This is a genomic window from Galliscardovia ingluviei (genome assembly GCF_014635685.1).
In the GTDB taxonomy this organism is placed as follows: Bacteria; Actinomycetota; Actinomycetes; order Actinomycetales; family Bifidobacteriaceae; genus Galliscardovia; species Galliscardovia ingluviei.
This window is the reverse complement of the sequence record NZ_BMDH01000003.1, coordinates 95583-114359: the sequence shown is the minus strand read 5'-3', so window position 1 is coordinate 114359 and position 18777 is coordinate 95583. Positions and strand designations below refer to the sequence as shown.

Sequence of the window (18777 nt, the reverse complement as noted above, 5' to 3'; positions counted from 1 at the left end):
CATAAGTTGCCAAAATATATAGTAATGTAAGGATTTTTGTATCTGCCTTACAGCATATTCTGGGAGAATTTGTAAGCATTTATCATTAGATTCCTGAAGATGGTGTAGATTGTGGCGCTTAGACTTGAGCTGAGATTACACTATTACGCAGTTCTCTCGCGCTCTATAGGGCTTATGTATGAGGCATGCTGGACATGCAAGGAGTGATATGGACAACCATATGGATGATGTTCTTCAACGATTACAGGAACAGCCTGGAGTTGTTGATACTACCCAACTATCTGCGGAGGAATTTGAGCAACTGAAAGCGTTGAATTTGCGTCCAGCTCAGCGTCCTGCAATGGCTTGGTGGGTATATGGTATCGCATTCATCTTTGTAGTCTTTATTGCTATTGGTTTGCTGCAGTGGTGTGTGTGGACAGTAGAACCTTTGCAGGGTTACGGCGGCTTTATTGGTAAAGCGTTTACTGGTAAAGGTGAGCTTCAATTTTTCTTGAACTTCCTGCTTATTAGCGCGCTATACGGCATATTGATAGCATTAACTAATCGTTTTTGGTCCACAAGTGCTTTTTTGCTGTTATTAGTTGGTTTTTGTGCGGTAGTAGAGCGTCTAAAAGTTGGTATCCGCTTTGAAACGGTAAAGCCATCTGATTTGGACTTTTTGAAGCATGATGCCGGCAATATGTTTGATTTTACGCCCCCAGGTTTAGATCGTCTTATTGCTGGCGCGGCAATGTTCACGCTTACGGTATTAGTTATTGTGTATTCGTTGGCGCATCGTGATGGAAGAAAGTATATTATTCGCACACGTATTCGCGCCTTGGGTATTGCGCTGCGGGCTGGTATTGCAGCTGTGTTAGCAGCATTATTGGCATTATTTACTATTGGTGTTTCTACTGCCGGTTCACCTGCTAATAGATTTGCAACAGCATTTGGTGACTCTCCAAAACTCTGGGATTCTGTAATTGATGCTCAAGCTAATGGCACGCTTATGGGATTTTTGCGCTTTGTGAACCCTAAAGTTATGGAGGAACCATCCGACTATTCGCAAGCTACTATGAATAGGTTGGTGCGCAAATACGCGAATGTGGCACATCAAATTAATGAATCACGCGCCTACAATATGAATGATTCCACAGTGATTATGGTGCTTTCTGAGTCATTTTCTGACCCAACGCGCGTTCCCGGTTTGCAGCTGAACCAAGATCCTATACCACAAATTCGTCAAATTAAACAGAACAGTACTAGTGGATATATGCTCTCTGCTGGTTATGGCGGCGGCACTGCCAATATGGAATTTATGGCAATGACTGGGCTTTCTATGGCTAATTTTGATGCTTCGCTGAGTTCTCCATATCAGCAGCTGATTCCGAAATTATCGTGGATTCCTACAGTAAATCGCATGTGGGATAATGGCAAAGAATCGCAAGCCTTCCATCCATATGAGGCGTCGATGTATTCCCGTGAAAGCAACTACAAGAAGTTTGGGTTCACACATTTTTGGACGTTGAATAAGCCAGATGTGATTGCGCATCAAGAACGTATTGACAGTAGTCCTTATGTGAATGATTCTTCTGCATACCAGAGTTTGTTGGAAAAAATTGATATTAATAAAAGTCAATTCCTTTCAGTACTCACCATGCAAAACCATATGAGCTACGATAATTGGTATAGCAATAATCAGTTTGTAGCGTCGAGTACTACTGGCATGCCGCTTGGACTTGACGAGACGCAGCAGATTCAGACGTATGCAAAAGGTATTAATTATACTGATAATGAGACACAGGTATTCTTAAATCAGTTAGATAATATCAATAAGCCGATTACGGTAATTTTCTATGGTGATCATTTGCCGGGTGTGTATGCTACTGCAGGACGCGATGACAATAATTCAGTAGCCTTGCATGAAACGGACTATTTTATTTGGTCTAATAAGGCTTCTGCTTCGGCTGGTACTAAGCTCCCTGATAGCACTGCATTGTATACCTCTCCTAATTTCTTTATGGCGCAGGCCGCGGAACATATGAATGCAAAAGTTAGCCCATATCTTGCATTCTTGACTGCTCTGCATGCCAAAGTGCCTGCTATGGAACCGCCGGTAGTTAATAAAATTCAGGGTTGGTCGAGGATTCCTGACGGTCAGGCGATTTATTTAGACGCTCAAGGTAACCGCGTGGATATTCGTCAAGCAGATAAGGAAACGCAGGAATTATTGCATGACTATCAGCTTATTCAATACGACATCACTGCTGGTGAGGGATACTTAAAGGATACTGCATTTATGTCGTTGCCGAAGGATACGAGTGCTCAGGAGCAGCAGATAGAACCTGGCACTAAGAATGCTGGTGAGACTCCGGCTCCTGATAAGGCGGCAATTGCTGCCCGAGCTAAACAACAGGCTGAGCAAGCGGCAAAAGAACAAGCAACTGAGCAAGCAGCACATGCGCAAAATGCCAGTGAGCAAAGTGCCAGTGAGCAAACCAAGCCAAGTGACACTCAGGCAGAACAAACACAGTCTGAGCAAACGACTACTGGTCAGTGAGGTAAGTTTGCAGTAGTGACGAGTTGCAATAATGACGAGTTGCAATAGTTCATGCTGTGGTATATAGTAGGAACTCGGTCCCTGTGTGGCGTCATGCCGCCCAATCCCCCCAGGGCAGGAATGCAGCAAGGGTAAGCGGTCTCTGGCGGGTGCGCAGGGGCTTTTTCATGCCATTTTAGCCGTTTTGGTGTTGATTGCGGACGAGTGCATTTGGCTTATAGGAACTTTTCGTCCACGACTCTTCGGGACCACGGACATAATGTTGGAAGGTTTTTCAATGAATGTTCGGTATTCTGAGGAACAGAAGAAGAAGGCAGTGGTTACGTATTGGCGTCTAAGGTCTGTGTATAAGACTCGGCGGGAATTAGGGTATCCTGCCGATGTTCATGTACTGCTTAATTGGGTACGAGAAAGAAATAAGCTTGGGACATTGTTGTCTCGTGATTTTCCTGGAACTCGCAGATATAGTGAGGAGGATATGGTTTATGCAGTAACAATGTACTGGCATATTGGTAGCTATAGTGCCACGTCAAATTATATTGGGTATCCAAAACGGCCGGTGCTTGCAGTGTGGGTAAAAGCACGATATAAGAACGGCAAGCTTAAGAAGCGAAACGAAGAGTCAAAGAAGGCTAAAAATGTCTATACGGTAGAGCAGTGCGCTCAGGTTGTTGAAGCTGTCTGCACGGAAAATATTTCAGTGTTAGCTGCTGCTAGGCGTTTTAATATTGACAATCCTGAGCAATCTATCCATGGATAAGCCTTAAGAAAGCAGGTTTAACATTGGATTTAGTACCGAGACGTTCACGCACTGATAAAGGGGTGCAAGAGCTTGTGGAGTAGCAAAATAAGCTGGAACATCCAACGGTGTCACAGTATCTTAGTGAGTTGCCTGATGATGTTGAGACACTCAAAAGTATGCTTATGAAAAAACTGCTAAGCTGGTACTGTTGAAAGAACAGGGCGATTAAAAAAACTAGGCATCGATAGTTTTAGCTGCATGGCGCATTTGACAGCTCGAGCTATTGATGCCATAAGAGCTGCGTTTCCTTTGCCAGTACTTCTTGACATTGCCGGAATGGCCCCTTCAACTTTTTATTATCATCGTAATCATGAAGATCCCAACCAAAAATATGAGGTGTATCGAGCTGTTATCGAGCAGATTGCACAAAAGCACACTATACCTATGACGCGCATCGCATCTGGCAAGCTCTTAATCGCGAAGGAATAAGGCTCAGTGAAAAGGTGGTAAGACGTCTCATGAAGCTTTGTTCTATTTCGGTGCATTTTAGCAAGAAAAAGTCTAAACCGTATAGCAACTATGTAGGAGAAATCACACCGGTGCCAGATGACCTTCTTCAACGTAACTTTCATAGTACCAAACCCAATGAGGCCTAGGTCACTGATATTAGTGAATTTAGCTGTGGTGAGAACAAGCTCTACTTTCCACCTATCACTGACGTATTTGACGGTAAAGTTGTGAGCTACCGGCTGCGACGCAATGCTCAAGAAGAACTAGCGACACAGTCCCTTAAAGAAGCGGTCGCAACACTTGAACCACATGAGTCTGTGACATTACACAGTGATAGAGGATGCCATTATCGAGCAATTGAGTGGATTGAACTCTGTCGTGAGGCTCGCATTACACGCTCTATGTCTGGTAAAGGTAACAGTGGAGATAACGCCGCGTGTGAAGGCTTCTTTGGTCGCATGAAAAACGAAATGTATCATGGATTTAGGTGGGACAAGATTGAGGAACTTGAACATGCAATACAGATCTACATTAAGTTCCATAACACACAAAAGCTTCGCGCGAAAACCGGCATAACTATCCCTGAATACCGCGCAAAGCGCGGTTATACTATATAAGTAGCACTTTTCTACAAGAAAATGTCCAAGGTCCCAAAACATCAGCTATTAGCATTTCAAATAATTGATGTTAGTGGTGGCTGGTAATATGGATATTACCGTATTATTAGCCACTCGAGAACTTAGGCATTCTAAATACTACAGTTTATCAGAGAGGTATCTAAGTGAGTAATGATTCAAACAGCCGTAAGCAACTACAATTAGTCACCGTTATAACCGGCGTAATGGTTCCAATTATCATAGCTCTCGCCATTATGGAGTTGTACTATGTGCTTGGAGTAGCGATTGTAATAGAATTAGCTCTTATTGTCTGGACAGTCGCACTCGTGAAGTTGAACAACAAGCAGGATCATTCTACAACTAAACAATGATCGGTTAAATGGATAATATTACACAAGCACGTGTTTTACAGCTCCTTAGTGGAGTAGATGCATCATATTCTAACGAGCGTCCTCGTCTAGCTTGGGTACGAGCAGAGGTGTCCCCTGAGTGTTTGGGGAATTATACGACGCTGTTCAGTAGTATCCCTATAGATCGACCATATATTCAACTGCTCGGTGATTTGGGGAGTGAAGGCGACGAAGCCGTTTTTTGATGATGGTCTTATAGTTGAAACTTGTTCGATTTCTGGATTGCCATATATGGATATTTTTGGTCCTACTTATGTTAGTTTCGAAACAAAGGAAGATGAGAAAATTTTTACGAGATATTTTCCTTACATTTCAAGAGACTGGAATCTTACCACCGTTGGTAACCCACCCTGCTGTCGTTTTTGAGCTATCTGGTTTTGCCCCAGAGCTGTTCGATGTTGAGCGTTCTATCGTCAGCGGTAGCAGGGAAGAGCCATGGCCAATATCTGATGCAATCGTTCGGATACGCGAAGAGTTTCCAACGTTATCTCGCCAGTTTATTTATGCAGTAATAATGGCGAAACGCATGCGGGACACAGGATCTGAATTTGTATTCGATCTTCCACTTGAATTATTAGCAGATGAGTTCAATGATTTATTGTTGGCAAGAAGTAAGTCAGCATACCGCTGTATGAATGTAAATAGTGGACGAATTTTTTCTCTTGGGTATGATATGTATCGTTTGTTGTTGTCTATTAAGAATCCACGTAATCTTGAACAACTTCCTGGTGTGAAACTAGATGATGATGTGCGACGCGAAGCTCTTGAACGTCTAAGGAAGATTGTTCTCATATGACAGAAGAAAATATTGCCTCGCTTTTTGCGAAATCTTTTTCTAATTGCACTCGCAGAGATCTTTACAGATCGGAAGGGGCGCAAATTTACCGAAATTTAGTTCATAATGATAATGCAGAGATCTCTGAGGTTAAACAAGCTGGTGCGAGTCTAGATTCAGACGCAGTAGTTGGTGAGCTTGCAGCAGGCGAAGGTCGACTACTGCTCAGCTTGTCACCCAATTTAGTTAAAACTTATGTGGCGGTCGATTCGTCGCCAGTCTTACTTAGTGCACTAGTTGAAAGAGCGAGTAGAATGGGACTGGAATCTGGTCGTGTCCTTTCTCTTCAGAAAGACATTCTCACATGGGAGCCGACACCAGAATACTTTGATCTTTTGATCTTCGGTGCAGGTACGGCTCGTCTTTTCAATGAAAGTCAGCGACAGGCCATTTTTTCTTCCGTACGAAGAGCACTCAAGAAGGAAGGTCTATTTTACATTTCGACGTCAGAGAGTCTTGCAGGCGTTGATAGACTTATCACACTTGGGCAGGCGACATTAATGGGACGAGAGAGCGTTGTTTTTTCTATGATATCTCAATTATGGATGATTCCGCTCGGGAAATTGGCTTCATTGTTACGCCGGTCGGAGAGCCTAATCCGATTGCCCGTATCTACAGCTCAACCGTCTTAAATCTTTCGCCTGACAGACTCGCAAATGAACTGAAGTCCGCCGGATTTTCGTTGATTGAATCCACTGAACGAGTATACAATAGTATTGCAGGGATTGATGAGAGAACCACCTCATTCATCTTTGGTGTTTAGGAGTAGAATGCTTTGGGAATCCTTATTGCCACCCTCACAAATGGGTAATCCTGCGAGGATGATTATAAGTGCAGATGACTATGAATTGACATTTGGTGACGGAAATAAAGCCATTTGTTTGACCAGTGGCTTATGGAACGTGAACTTTGGTTACGGCAATAAATATATTGAGAACCGTATCAAACGTGTTTATCCTAAGATTCATTACGCGACACTGTTTCGACATTCCCACCCCGGTGCCCACGAGGTAGCAGAGAGACTATTAGGGAAAATAGGCTGGGTAGACGGAGCTGTTGTATTTTCTACAAGCGGTTCGGCTTTAAATGATGCAATAGTTAAGCTGGCTTTACAACGTGCTGCGCTAGTTGGAAAAGGTAATGCTAAGACTGTAGTTAGTGTCATAGGAAGTTACCATGGCATGACCATTAACTCGATGCAAATATCTGGCGAGAATCTCAATCAAACTATGTATGGAGCTAGATCTCCTCGATATATACATTTACCTGCAGATGACCCAGAACAATGGGAAAAGTTCTTTGTAGAACGCGGTTCGACTGTTGCCCTTGTTATTCTCGAACCGTTACGTGGAACAGGCGCATTTCCGCTATCGCTCGAAGTTCTAGATGTTATCTTCCGAGCTTGGGAGCGGCATAACTTTTTGGTCTGTTCCGATGAAGTTGCTGTAGGGTTTTATCGTCTTGGGAAATTGGCTGCCTCGCTTGGATGGCCTGAATCTCCTGATGTCATTGGTTTTTCAAAAGGTCTTACGAACGGTACTGAAGCAAGTGCGCTCATGGTGATTTCCCCCTCGGTTGCAGGGGAGTTTGTGAGAACTGATTCAACATTCGTTCATGGTGAAACCCAAGCAGGGTCACCTATGGCTACGGCTGCTATTCTTGGTGTTCTAGATTTCCTTGATGCAGTAGATATTGAAGCTATCTACAAACAGTTGAGTACAGTTGTGGATTCTGATTTGCAGCGGATTGCTGGTCAATATGATTGCGAGCTGAGAGGACAGGGACTATTTAGATTTTTAGGAGTACCCAAAAGCTTGTTAAACGAAGTAAAGGGAGATCTTCCTGCACTGAAGCTGCATGATCATTTTCTCTCCCATGGAATTTCTGTACAGCCATCAGCTGAGGCTGGAATTCAGCTTGTCCCTCCAATTACTTTACCTATGGGAATATGGAAAGAAGCAGCTCGGCGTCTTGAGAATGGGATCAGAGATCTTGTACAGATGGGTGAGTTGTGAGCAATGACACTCCTTATTTACGACCAAATTTGGGATACTCTTGGTGCTCCGAACACTATCAGAGAACTTAGAAACTCTGCTGATGAAACTCTTGCAGTTACGGCTACATGCAGCATACAAGAGGTTGAGGAGCTTTCAAAGGTTACCATGCAACATGAGAATTTGTACGTGTTTGGTGGAGGCAGCATCCTCGATAAAGTCAAGCTTGCGAGGTGTAATCAAGATGAGAACATTCGACCTTTTGTTTCACATGGTCGTGCTGGCATAGCTACAATTCCACGAGGAAACTTTAAGGGTATTACATTAATTCCTACTACGCTCGGAACAGGTTCAGAGGCTAATGCAAACGCCGTCCTCCAAGTTAGTCCATGTCGGCGGAGACTTGTGATGCCTCAATATAGTGGCAAAATTGTGTACAAACATGATCCGACTGTATACGCTCATCTCACCAAGCAACAGATAATGCATGGCGTTCTCGAAGTAGTTTTGAGAACTGTAGGAATAGCTTTAGTTACCAAAGAAGCAGAGGATACTAAACGTTTTATAGAAATGTTTAGCAATGCCAGTCGGTATGCAGAGCAGGCATTTCAAATGGAACAAGTGGGTGAGGATCGATCTCTAATGTCTAAAATTGCTGTACTGTCTGCTAAAACTCATCAAATACGGCTTAGTGCATCGCATACAGTTTGGGTCTGGCCACTTTGGTATCTTGCCAATGAGCTTTCGTCTCTTGCCGAAGTAACAAAACTTGAAGCCAGCATTGCCCTCATTAGGCCTGTCGCGTCTCATATTGGCGAATTTGGTTACGGTTCGCAAACAGTTCTATCTCAGCTTGAAAGCGAATTAGGGGAGCCTTTAGCAGACTTTGTTACGAGGGTTGGCATGCCACTAACTTCAAACGCGACAAAGAGTATAGTGAATGTCAATCATGAAGCGCTAGTGAAACAAACACTTAGCCAGTGGTCTGGGAGTCTGCTCCCACTGAGAACTGTGCATCCAGCATTCATAAAACAAATCTTTTCAGAAATGTCGTCTCAATATGTGTGATCCAAGAATATTTTCAAAGCTTCTAGACCCTAATGTTGGATTAGTTTCAAGCTATAATCTAACCGCCGTAAATTCGACTCCAACAATCTACAATTTAATCATTGATGTAGGGCAGAGGCTCGGAACATCTGATTTCGGTATCGACGACAGAGTTGGGGCATGGGATTTAACTATGGTAGGTGTATTACGTCGAGGCGTTGGAGAAGCTATCGAACGTTATGCGTTAAGACCTCCATTGGATTCAGATAGATATCTTCACAACACCACCATGGGTGTGGATGTAGACCTGCCTCGAATTACTAAAGCGCTCCGGTTGCCCTTGCCTGAAAAGGACGTGCAGTGGGTATATGCTCAACGTGCAAGGTCGAAGAACTGCTATACGGCTATAGATACTGTGCTAGTAGACTTAGACTGGGTGAACTTACCCACAAGCAAAAATGCGCAAGCAAAACACTGGTTTGGCACACCTTCTGGAACGGCATCGCATTTTGGGATTGAGAGAGCCATTGATTCGAGTCTACGTGAACTAATTGAGAGAGATGCTGTGATACGCGCGTGGTACGGCTTGAGTGAAATAGAACGGGTTCAGTCAGTTAGTGTCGAGTGTGTGTCCTCAAGGAAGCTCGAACGTTTACAGCACAATTTCCCATTACATTTATATCGTGTAAAGTCCAGCATTGGATCGGCGTATACCTATATTGCATGGAACGTTCACGATGGCTATGTTGCAGTGGGAAGTTCATTAATGATGTGCCCCTCTTGCGCAGCACTACATGCTTCGATTGAAGCATTACAAGTAGGATCGCTTTTATATGAAATAATAAGTCGAAAGAAGCCTCGGTCATCGGACGAAACTACCGATACCTTTGCAGGCTTAAGTGAGCAACGTATGAGCTTTTGGGCTAGTCGTAAGGGAGTGTCAGCTTGGAAAGCTTGGGACGCGATAGCAAAAAATACGAGTGTTCAAGCTTGTCATGAGGAAGCCTTGTTGACAAGTAGCGATATCGTTGCCGCGGGTGCAAGTCACATTTGGGTGGATCTCACCGATCGACTTCCTGAGTTAGTGACTAATGAGGGTTTTCGAGTTGTTAAAAGCTTTGTCCCTGAACTACTGTCTCTACCAATGAGTGAAGGCGAGTCTTGGAATTATGTTCCAAGTGGAAAGCCATTGGCTGATTGGGAGCCTCTTCTCTAAGATATTGCGATTCGATATATCTATAAGTCGATTACATTTTCTGCATTGCAAATTTCCTCACTCACCTCTAAAGTCAATGTCATGCACCACTCCGAAGAACAAGCTAAACAACAGCCGATAGATTCAAGTGCGCCGGTACCTGCACCTCCTGCTATGCGCGATGCCACAGCTGAGCCGCATGACATAACCGAGTCTCATCATGCGGCTACACAGGATACGGCTGTGCATGCTGATGCAGATATGCGTGCTCATTCACCATCAAGTGCGACGCTTGACGATACTGCACACGCAAATGAGCAAGTGCCTGCATCGGTAGGAGCATTCCCGGATCTTACGTTTGCTCCGAGTGTGACTACGATGAGTGAGGCCAGCGAGCATGATCCGCTGCAGCGCCGCCCTAAGGTTATTACTCTATGTGTGAGCGCAGTATTCGGTGTGCTGTTTCTTGCGCTTGCTGCAGGGTGTTGGTGGTTACTGGTGCGCACGCTTGCCGGACAGCAACTCGACAATATGGTACTTGAGGGTTTCGCGGATAATCTGCCTTTAGTATTGCGACTGCCTGCACGAGCACTTGCTGTCTCTTTTGCTGTAGGTCCAGTCAGCATTTCAGTGAGTCTTATTCTTGATGTTGTTATTGGCGTGCTAGCACTTGGTATTGTATGTGTGCGCAAACGTTGGCGCTTATTAGTGCAAATAGTGGTGTTTGCGACCATTGCTATTAGTGCTGCAGAAGTTTTGAAGCGCGTGCTTCCACGTACGATGATGGACAATTCAACATTAAGTCCTGCGGTAAATACGTCCCCTTCTGGACATGTTGCTATTGCAGCAGTAAGCGTGTGCGCACTGCTGTGTGTGGTGCCGCGAGTGTGGCGTGCTCTATGCGCAGTATTTGCAACGCTATACACTGCTGAGGTTGCATTTTCAGTTATTGTTGGCGGTTTCCATCGTCCAGGGGATACTATTGCAGCGATGCTATTAGTCTTTGGTCTAGCATGTCTTATGCTGTGCGCTACCGGTGGTTCTGGTATGGACGCTCCTGGTACGCGCCTTTCTTCTGCGAGTATTCAAATTGTTGCGTCACTGATGATTACTATTGGAGTATGCGCACTGATGTATGCAGGGTATGTGTTGTATCAGCTTGCTCCTGGCATTATGTTCCACGCTATGTGGGCCACTTGGGCATCGCATATTGCTATGAATTTTATAGGGTTGGCGCTTCCATCGCTTGGCTTTGGCATTATTTTGGCACTACGCCACGCTACGGCATCGCCACTTTCGCGCCTTGGTATGTTAGGCGCACCACCTGCGCCACCATCGCGTAAATCCGCATCTCGGTAATGTGGGTGGGGTAATGTGGCTTGCAATACAGCATGCATACCGCATTGCTCCAAGTTTGTGGTTATGATGCTGATAGGAACTGGAAGGAGAAGACAATGGCAGGTAGCACTAAGCTAGTAATTGTCGAGTCACCGACCAAAGCAAAGAAAATTGGCGGGTATTTAGGCAAAGATTATCAGGTTATGGCATCAGTCGGTCATATCCGAGACCTCGCCCAGCCTTCTCAGATTCCAGCAGCAAGTAAAGAACAGTACGGGCGCTTTGGTGTTGATGTCAATAACGGATTTGCGCCGTATTACATTATTGGCGAAGGTAAAAAATCCACAGTTGCAGAGTTAAAACGCGCGTTAAAAAATGCTGATGAACTCTATCTGGCAACTGATGAGGATCGTGAGGGAGAAGCAATTGCGTGGCATTTGGTGCAAACGCTTAAGCCAAAAGTACCAGTAAAGCGCATGGTATTCCACGAGATTACTCCTGCGGCTATTAAGCGTTCGCTTGAGCATACGCGCGATGTTGACGCTCATATGGTAGATGCTCAGGAAACGCGGCGCGTGCTCGATCGCTTATACGGTTATGAACTTTCCCCAGTGCTGTGGCGCAAAGTGGGACCTGGCTTATCTGCAGGTCGTGTGCAGTCTGTTGCTACCAGACTGATTGTTGAGCGTGAGCGTGAGCGTATGGCGTTTGTGCGCGCTCAGTATTGGGATGTAGTAGCGCGTGTATTGGCAGCAGATAGCGATAGTGAAGCGTTTAATGCTCGCTTGGTTTCCCTTGATGAGCGTCGGGTTGCGGGTTCCAAAGATTTTGATAGCTCTGGCAAGCTCACTGCTGCCGCTGTTGATGACCGAGTGAAAGTTATTGATCAGGCGACAGCGAATGCATTAGCTGATGCGGTAGCAGGTAGTGATTTTGTAGTGCGGTCTTTGGATACGAAGCCGTATCGTCGTCGTCCACAGTCTCCATTTACCACATCGACCTTGCAGCAGGCAGCAGGTAATCGTTTAGGAATGGGTTCTCGAGCTACTATGCGTGCTGCTCAAGTGCTCTATGAAAACGGCTATATTACGTATATGCGTACCGATTCGGTAACGCTCTCTCAAGAAGCTATTCAGGCAGCGCGAGCAGAAGTAACTGAGCGTTTTGGCAAGCAGTATCTCTCTGCAGAGCCTAAACAATACGTTACGACCAGTGCCGGTGCTCAAGAAGCGCACGAAGCGATACGTCCTGCAGGTTCTAGTTTCAAATCTCCTGAAGAATTAGCTTCGGTGTTGCCTCCTGATCAATTGCGTTTGTATACTCTGATTTGGCAGCGCACGTTAGCGTCACAAATGGCTGATGCTACAGGCTCTACAGCTACAGTGCGCCTATCGGCAGATGCAGGAAATCTTGGTACTGCAGTATTCCAAGCGTCTGGCACTGTGATTACATTCCCGGGATTTTTGGCAGTAGATAAGCGTAAAGCAACTTCATCTGCTGATCAGGGTGCGCATACGCAAAATAGTGCGAAAAAAGGCGAAGAGCAGAGTGAATCGTTGCCACAAATGCAGATTGGTGACGTGCTTTCAGCAAGTGAAGTTAGTGCTGATGAACATACTACTCAACCGCCTGCTCGCTATACTGAGGCGTCACTAGTGCGCACTCTTGAGGCTAAAGAGATTGGTAGACCTTCTACATATGCCAGTATTATTGCCACGATTATGGATCGCGGGTATGTGTATGAAAAAGGTCGCGCGCTTATTCCTTCTTGGTTAGCATTTTCTGTTATTACACTATTAGAATCGCATTTCCCGCAGTATGTTGATTACGAGTTTACTGCGCAAATGGAGCACGGGTTAGACCAGATTGCTCAAGGTCATGAAACGAGTGTGGATTGGTTGACGCGCTTCTACTTCGGTACTGGTGCTGACTCTGCGAAGAGTAAGGAAGATGTTGCTCTCGGTTTGCATGAGCAAGTTGAGCAGCTTGGTGATATTGACGCGCGAGCGATTAACACCATTGCTATTGGTGATGGTTTGCAGGTGCGCGTAGGTAGGTATGGTCCGTATTTGGAAGATACCAAACATCTTGACGATGACGGTAATCCTAAGCGTGCTTCTATCCCAGAAACACTCGCGCCTGATGAGCTTACCGTTGCTGTGGGTCATGATTTGATCGAGCATAACGCAGGTGGACCTCGCGTTCTTGGTACTGATCCGCAAACCGGAGGCAGTGTAGAATTACGCACGGGTCGTTTTGGTCCGTATGTGGCATTAGTAACTCCGGAAGTCAAAGCTGCAGAAGAGGCTGAGCGTGAAGCAGAGCGCCAAGCTCAGGAAGAAGCAAAGCGCGCTGAAGCTGCGGGAGAAAAGCCTAAGCGTCGTACTCGTCGCAAGGCTACGGATATGCCAAAACCTAAGATGGTATCGCTGTTTAGAAGCATGACCCCAGAATCATTGACGCTAGAAGATGCGTTGCGATTACTGAGTTTGCCAAGGACACTAGGCACTTTAGAAGAAAATGATGACCAGGGCAATACCGTGGTGTATACCGTACAAGCCAATAATGGTAGATATGGTCCGTACTTGACTAAAACTGCTGTGTCAACTGATGGCCAGTCGGCTTCATCAGCAAAGCCAGAGACACGCTCATTAAGCTCAGAAGATGAAATCTTTACCGTAGATTTAGCCAAGGCGAAAGAGCTATTTGCTCAGCCGAAGTATGGTCGCGGTAGAGGTCGAGGTGCTACGAAGCCGCCGCTGCGAGAGCTTGGGCTTGATCCTGATACTCAAAAGCCGGTGACGATTAAAGATGGACGGTTTGGCCCATATATTACAGATGGTGAAACTAACCGCACTTTGCCTCGTCAGTTCACGCCTGAATCTATTAGCGTCGAAGAAGCCTCGCGATTGCTTGCAGAAAAGCGTGCTGCGGGACCGACTACGCGCAAACGTACTACACGTGCTACAACGAAAACAAAGTCGAAGTCTACGACAAGTACCAAGAAGAAAAGCGCGAGTACGACCAAGCGTGCTACAACAGCAAAAGCAAAAGCTAGCGCAAAGAAATAGCATGTTTACAAGGGGCAGTAAGTAGCACAAAACGAAAACGATACGTAGAAAGTAGTGCTGTGGCAGGATACTTCATTTCTTTTGAGGGCGTTGATGGTGTTGGCAAATCCACACAAGTGGAGCTGCTAGAACACTATCTACAGCTGTATGGGTATGAAGTAGTGTGTACGCGAGAACCTGGTGGTACAGAGCTTGGCACAGTGCTACGCCAAATATTATTGGATGCGAAATCGTCAGATATGGCGCTTAGTGAGCCGATTAGTGACCGTACCGAGGCACTACTGTTTGCCGCCGATCGCGCACAACATGTTGATACGGTAATTCGACCGGCACTAGAGCGTGGAGCAGTAGTAATTAGCGATCGTTATGTTGATTCTAGTCTTGCCTACCAAGCAGGAGGACGAGGTATCAATGATGCTGCAGTGCGTCAATTGCAGCATATTGCTATTGATGGTGTACTGCCACAACGCACGTATGTGCTCGATATGAGCGCGCAGCAGGCACATCAGCGATTACAACACAGTGATGATCGTATGGAAGCTGCAGGTGATACATTCTTTAACCGCACGCGCCAGGCATTTCTTGAGTTAGCTGCACAAGATCCACAACGCATGAAAGTTATCGATGCGTCACTGCCAGTTCAAGAAGTATGGAAGAGTATTAAACAAGATATTGATATGCTCTTGCATACTGGTGATTAAAGAGTTGATATGAGCGTATTTGAACATGTAGTCGGACAGCAGCACGCTATAGCACAGTTACAATGCGCGGCTGAGCATCCGCAGGAGCTTGCGCAATCGTGGTTAGTGTGTGGTCCTGCTGGTTCTGGACGAACGCAGCTTGCACGATGTTTTGCGGCGGCACTTGAATGCCCAGATCATGGTTGTGGCGTCTGCTCAGTGTGTCAGCATGTGCTCCGCGGCACGCATCCTGATGTTACGGTGCTGAGCACTGATCAAGTGACGCTGAGTATTGATCAAGTACGCGAAGTAATTAGTAAATCTGAGCAAATGCCTGCTACTGCTGCTTGGAGAATTATTATTATTGAAGATTTCGAGCGTATGCTTGAACGCACCACGAATGTGCTACTTAAGGAAATTGAAGAACCAAGCGCGCATGCCATTTGGATATTATGTGCTCCTTCTGCCCAAGATGTGCTGCCAACAATCCGCTCGCGTACTCGCGTAATTCATTGTGCAATACCGACTACTGAGCAGATAAGCCAGTATTTGCAAGAGTCTATGCATATTGATCAAGAGCAAAGCGTGAATATCGCTCGTTTTGCGCAGGGCAATCTTGAGCTTGCTCAACAGTATGCGCAAGATAGTGCTCGCTTGCAGACCCGTAATAGCATGATTAGTCGAGCGCTCACGATGCGTAAAGCTTCGGAAGCTGTGCTTTTGGCGGATAGTATTATTTCTAGCGCTCAAAAGCAGGCACAAGTCGATGCTGATATACAGGTATCGCAAGAGCAGCAGGCATTTTTGCATGCCAATGGGCTTACCGGGAGCGATGCTATTCCGGCAAAATTGCGCAGTGCCTACAATGCATTGGGTAAAAAGGACGTTGCTAAGCGTTTAGCTACAAGACGTTCGCGTGATGTGTTTGATCATATGCTGATTGCTCTTGCAAGCGTGTATCGTGATGCTTTAGTGATTGCGCAAGGAGCTGATCAGCGGGTCGATCTGGTGAATAGCATATTTGAGGATGATGTGCGTGCTCTTGCCCAGCGTATTGGTGCAGAGGGTGCTATTAAGCGTATTGAGGCTATTCAAACAGCGCGCGCTCGTCTTGCTGCTAATGGCAATACAACGTTGGTGTTTGAGGCTCTGCTCTGCTCGCTGCTGCCATGATTATTGCCGTGATTGGGATGTGTTAGATTCTTACGTACCAAGTGGCACACTAGAGACATGAAGATTCGTACTCATTTTGAGACCATGCCTGATTTGTATGCAAAGACTGCACCAACGCAGGCAAAAGTGCATGGTATTCCTGTAGTATCATTCCCTTTTACCGTTGAGTTTGCGGTTGATCAGATTGCAAGGCAAAGCTCAGCTCAGGTACGGTATTTGCATTGGGCGTTCACAGACCCAGATTCCATTCCAGTATGCGGGTTTGAGTGGATTCATTGGACAGTAGCCAATGTGCCAGTATCAGCGCTCGCTGTATCGGGTGATAGTGCCCAGTCTAAGATCTATGAAATTCCTGAAGATTTCACGCATTATATTGATAGTGAAGATGCGCTAAGCGGCGTAGTGCAGGGGAAAACATCGCAAGCCTCAAGGTTTGTGGGCGGTACTGATCCAGCTATTACCATGCATTACAATGGTCCGCAACCTCCTGATGTTGATCACGAGTATTGGTTGCGTGTATGGGCGACAAGCGAACCATTGACACAGTTGCATACTGGATTTTGGTTCAATGAACTTACAAGAGCATTGCGTTTGCAAAAACAAGCGGGGCAGTCTGAGCAGTCTGGACACTCTGGGCAGTGGCTTGATTGTGACGAGCTGCGCATTATCGGTCGCGCGTAGTGGTAGTCGAAGATACAGTGCGAATATGTAGCGATTGGTTATATAGTGAAGAACTATAACTATGCGTTGTATATGTTGAAGAACTTGATAGGTAAGGGGACAAGGAAATGGCTTGTACAACAATTTTAGTCGGTAAATATGCCAGCTATGACGGGTCAACTATTATTGCACGCAATGAAGATAGTGCTCAGGGAGAGTTTGATCCGAAGAAAATGGTGGTGGTGACACCAAGTGAGCAGCCTCGCCATTATCGCAGCGTAATTTCCCATGTGGAAATTGAGCTTCCTGAAGAACCATTGCAATATTCAGCAGTACCTAATGCTGACTTGCATATTGGGCTATGGGCAGAAGCTGGCGTAAATGAGGCTAATGTGGCAATGAGCGCTACAGAAACCATTACTAGCAATGAGCGTGTGCTTGGCGCAGATCCATTAGTGGAACTTCAACCGGCGCGTGGTAAAGAAGGCGATGCTGACTACCAGCCAGAAGTACCGGGTGGTATTGGTGAAGAAGATATGGTGACTTTGGTATTGCCATATATTCGCTCTGCTCGTGAGGGTGTACAGCGCCTCGGTGCTTTGCTAGAACAGTACGGTACCTACGAAATGAACGGCATTGCATTTAGTGATGTTGATGAAATTTGGTGGTTGGAGACCATTGGTGGTCATCATTGGATTGCTAAGCGTGTACCTGATGATGCATATGTGACTATGCCAAATCAGCTCGGTATTGATGAGTTTGATTTAGAAGATGCGCTGGGCGAGCAAGAAGAACATATGTGCTCTGCTGATATGGAAGAGTTTATTGAGCGGCATCATTTGAATTTGGCTGTAGAGGATGTATCCCCGCTTAATCCACGTGATATGTTCGGTTCGCATTCTGACCAAGATCATGTGTATAACACGCCTCGCGCATGGTATATTCAGCGATTCTTAAATCCATACGACGAACTGTGGGATAGTCCAACAGCACCACATACGCCGTCGAGCGATGATATTCCATGGTGCCGCCAGCCGGAGCGCAAAATCACGATTGAAGATATTAAGTATGTCTTGAGCTCACATTATCAGGGCACGCCATTTGATCCGTATGGCAAACTTGGTGATGATAGTACGCGCGGCTCGGTGCGCCCGATTGGCATTAACCGCCAAAATCACCTTGCAGTGATGCAGATTCGCCCATACCGTCCTGAATCCTGCCGTGCTATTCAGTGGATGGCGTATGGTTCTAATCCATTCAATACCTTGGTGCCAATGTATGCGAATGTGAATACGGTGCCTGAATATTTGGCAGATACTACTACTCGCGTAACTTCGGAGAATTTCTATTGGGTGAATCGTCTGATTGCTGTTATGGCAGATGCTCATTTTGCAGATTGCATTCCTCATATTGGCCGCTATCAGGAAAAGACTGGTGGTATGGGGCATCGCATGATTGAGGCAACTGATGAGCAGGTTATGCGACTTGATACCAATCCGGTGGATGTTGATGGTTTGGCTGATGAGGAGCTGGAGCTCACTGGTGAACGTGATGCTGATGCTATTATCGCGGCAGTGCGTAATGACGAGGTGCGCGATATTTTGCAGGCTGCAAATCAAACTATGGCCGATCAGTTGAAGCGTGAAACTGAGGATCTATTGGATAAGGTGCTGTACGCGGCAAGTATGGGCATGCGTAATGGGTTCCATTTATCTGATAACTAGTATGTCTGGTGAAATAAGTTCACTAAAGCACGTGTAACTCACTGCCTATAACTCGTTTGCTTATGCTGCTAACTGTGTAATTGCGGCACAGTAATGCAGTGCTTAAGTAATAGCTATAGGCAGTTTTTCATACATTTTCTCACAAAAAAGAACATGTAATGTTAGTTTTCTTAAGAGGATTCCAGCACGTGGGACACGCAGTAGTATAAGTGCGCCCCTACGGTTACAGTAGGTATTGT

Annotated in this window: 16 protein-coding genes and 1 other RNA gene; all 17 read left to right on the top strand. The window is 45.7% G+C overall.

The window, feature by feature from the left end; translation table 11 throughout:
* Nucleotides 1-208 precede the first annotated feature (208 nt).
* Complete coding sequence (locus tag IEU85_RS06560) at nucleotides 209-2542, top strand: sulfatase-like hydrolase/transferase (protein WP_229714810.1); 2334 nt, start codon at nucleotides 209-211, stop codon at nucleotides 2540-2542.
* Nucleotides 2543-2614: 72 nt separating this feature from the next.
* Nucleotides 2615-2711, top strand: an RNA gene (gene ffs / locus IEU85_RS06555) — signal recognition particle sRNA small type.
* 108 nt (nucleotides 2712-2819) lie between these two features.
* Complete coding sequence (locus tag IEU85_RS06550; RefSeq protein WP_188355455.1) at nucleotides 2820-3302, top strand: hypothetical protein; 483 nt, start codon at nucleotides 2820-2822, stop codon at nucleotides 3300-3302.
* A gap of 240 nt (nucleotides 3303-3542) precedes the next feature.
* Nucleotides 3543-3773 carry a hypothetical protein gene (locus tag IEU85_RS06545; protein WP_188355454.1) on the top strand — a complete coding sequence of 77 codons (231 nt, stop codon included), beginning with the start codon at nucleotides 3543-3545 and terminating at the stop codon, nucleotides 3771-3773.
* Complete coding sequence (locus IEU85_RS08905) at nucleotides 3743-3940, top strand: hypothetical protein (protein ID WP_188355514.1); 198 nt, start codon at nucleotides 3743-3745, stop codon at nucleotides 3938-3940. The genes IEU85_RS06545 and IEU85_RS08905 overlap by 31 nt, the downstream gene beginning before the upstream one ends.
* A 9-nt stretch (nucleotides 3941-3949) precedes the next feature.
* On the top strand, nucleotides 3950-4411 hold the full coding sequence (locus IEU85_RS06535) for a DDE-type integrase/transposase/recombinase (protein WP_188355513.1): 462 nt from the start codon (nucleotides 3950-3952) through the stop codon (nucleotides 4409-4411).
* A 687-nt stretch (nucleotides 4412-5098) separates the two neighbouring features.
* Nucleotides 5099-5617 carry a hypothetical protein gene (locus IEU85_RS06530; RefSeq protein ID WP_188355453.1) on the top strand — a complete coding sequence of 173 codons (519 nt, stop codon included), beginning with the start codon at nucleotides 5099-5101 and terminating at the stop codon, nucleotides 5615-5617.
* The gene (locus IEU85_RS06525) at nucleotides 5614-6288 is read left to right on the top strand and encodes a class I SAM-dependent methyltransferase (RefSeq protein WP_188355452.1); all 675 of its coding nucleotides are present in this window, start codon (nucleotides 5614-5616) and stop codon (nucleotides 6286-6288) included. Before IEU85_RS06530 ends, IEU85_RS06525 begins: the two co-directional genes overlap by 4 nt.
* 138 nt (nucleotides 6289-6426) lie before the next feature.
* Nucleotides 6427-7671, top strand: coding sequence for an aminotransferase class III-fold pyridoxal phosphate-dependent enzyme (locus tag IEU85_RS06520; protein WP_188355451.1), 1245 nt, complete (start codon nucleotides 6427-6429; stop codon nucleotides 7669-7671).
* Nucleotides 7672-7674: 3 nt separating this feature from the next.
* Nucleotides 7675-8718: an iron-containing alcohol dehydrogenase gene (locus tag IEU85_RS06515; RefSeq protein WP_188355450.1), complete on the top strand. Its 1044-nt coding sequence runs from the start codon at nucleotides 7675-7677 to the stop codon at nucleotides 8716-8718.
* Entirely contained in the window at nucleotides 8711-9913 is a 1203-nt protein-coding gene (locus IEU85_RS06510; protein WP_188355449.1) for a YcaO-like family protein, read from the top strand. The genes IEU85_RS06515 and IEU85_RS06510 overlap by 8 nt, the downstream gene beginning before the upstream one ends.
* Before the next feature lie 81 nt (nucleotides 9914-9994).
* The gene (locus IEU85_RS06505; RefSeq protein ID WP_188355448.1) at nucleotides 9995-11251 is read left to right on the top strand and encodes a phosphatase PAP2 family protein; all 1257 of its coding nucleotides are present in this window, start codon (nucleotides 9995-9997) and stop codon (nucleotides 11249-11251) included.
* A gap of 95 nt (nucleotides 11252-11346) precedes the next feature.
* A complete protein-coding gene (topA, locus tag IEU85_RS06500; protein WP_188355447.1) occupies nucleotides 11347-14301 on the top strand; it encodes a type I DNA topoisomerase in 2955 nt (984 codons plus the stop codon).
* 59 nt (nucleotides 14302-14360) lie between these two features.
* The gene (gene tmk, locus IEU85_RS06495; protein ID WP_188355446.1) at nucleotides 14361-15002 is read left to right on the top strand and encodes a dTMP kinase; all 642 of its coding nucleotides are present in this window, start codon (nucleotides 14361-14363) and stop codon (nucleotides 15000-15002) included.
* Between the two features lie 9 nt (nucleotides 15003-15011).
* On the top strand, nucleotides 15012-16154 hold the full coding sequence (locus tag IEU85_RS06490; RefSeq protein WP_188355445.1) for a DNA polymerase III subunit delta': 1143 nt from the start codon (nucleotides 15012-15014) through the stop codon (nucleotides 16152-16154).
* 57 nt (nucleotides 16155-16211) lie between these two features.
* On the top strand, nucleotides 16212-16835 hold the full coding sequence (locus tag IEU85_RS06485; RefSeq protein ID WP_188355444.1) for a YbhB/YbcL family Raf kinase inhibitor-like protein: 624 nt from the start codon (nucleotides 16212-16214) through the stop codon (nucleotides 16833-16835).
* Nucleotides 16836-16942: 107 nt separating this feature from the next.
* Nucleotides 16943-18538, top strand: coding sequence for a C69 family dipeptidase (locus IEU85_RS06480; protein ID WP_188355443.1), 1596 nt, complete (start codon nucleotides 16943-16945; stop codon nucleotides 18536-18538).
* Nucleotides 18539-18777 lie beyond the last annotated feature (239 nt).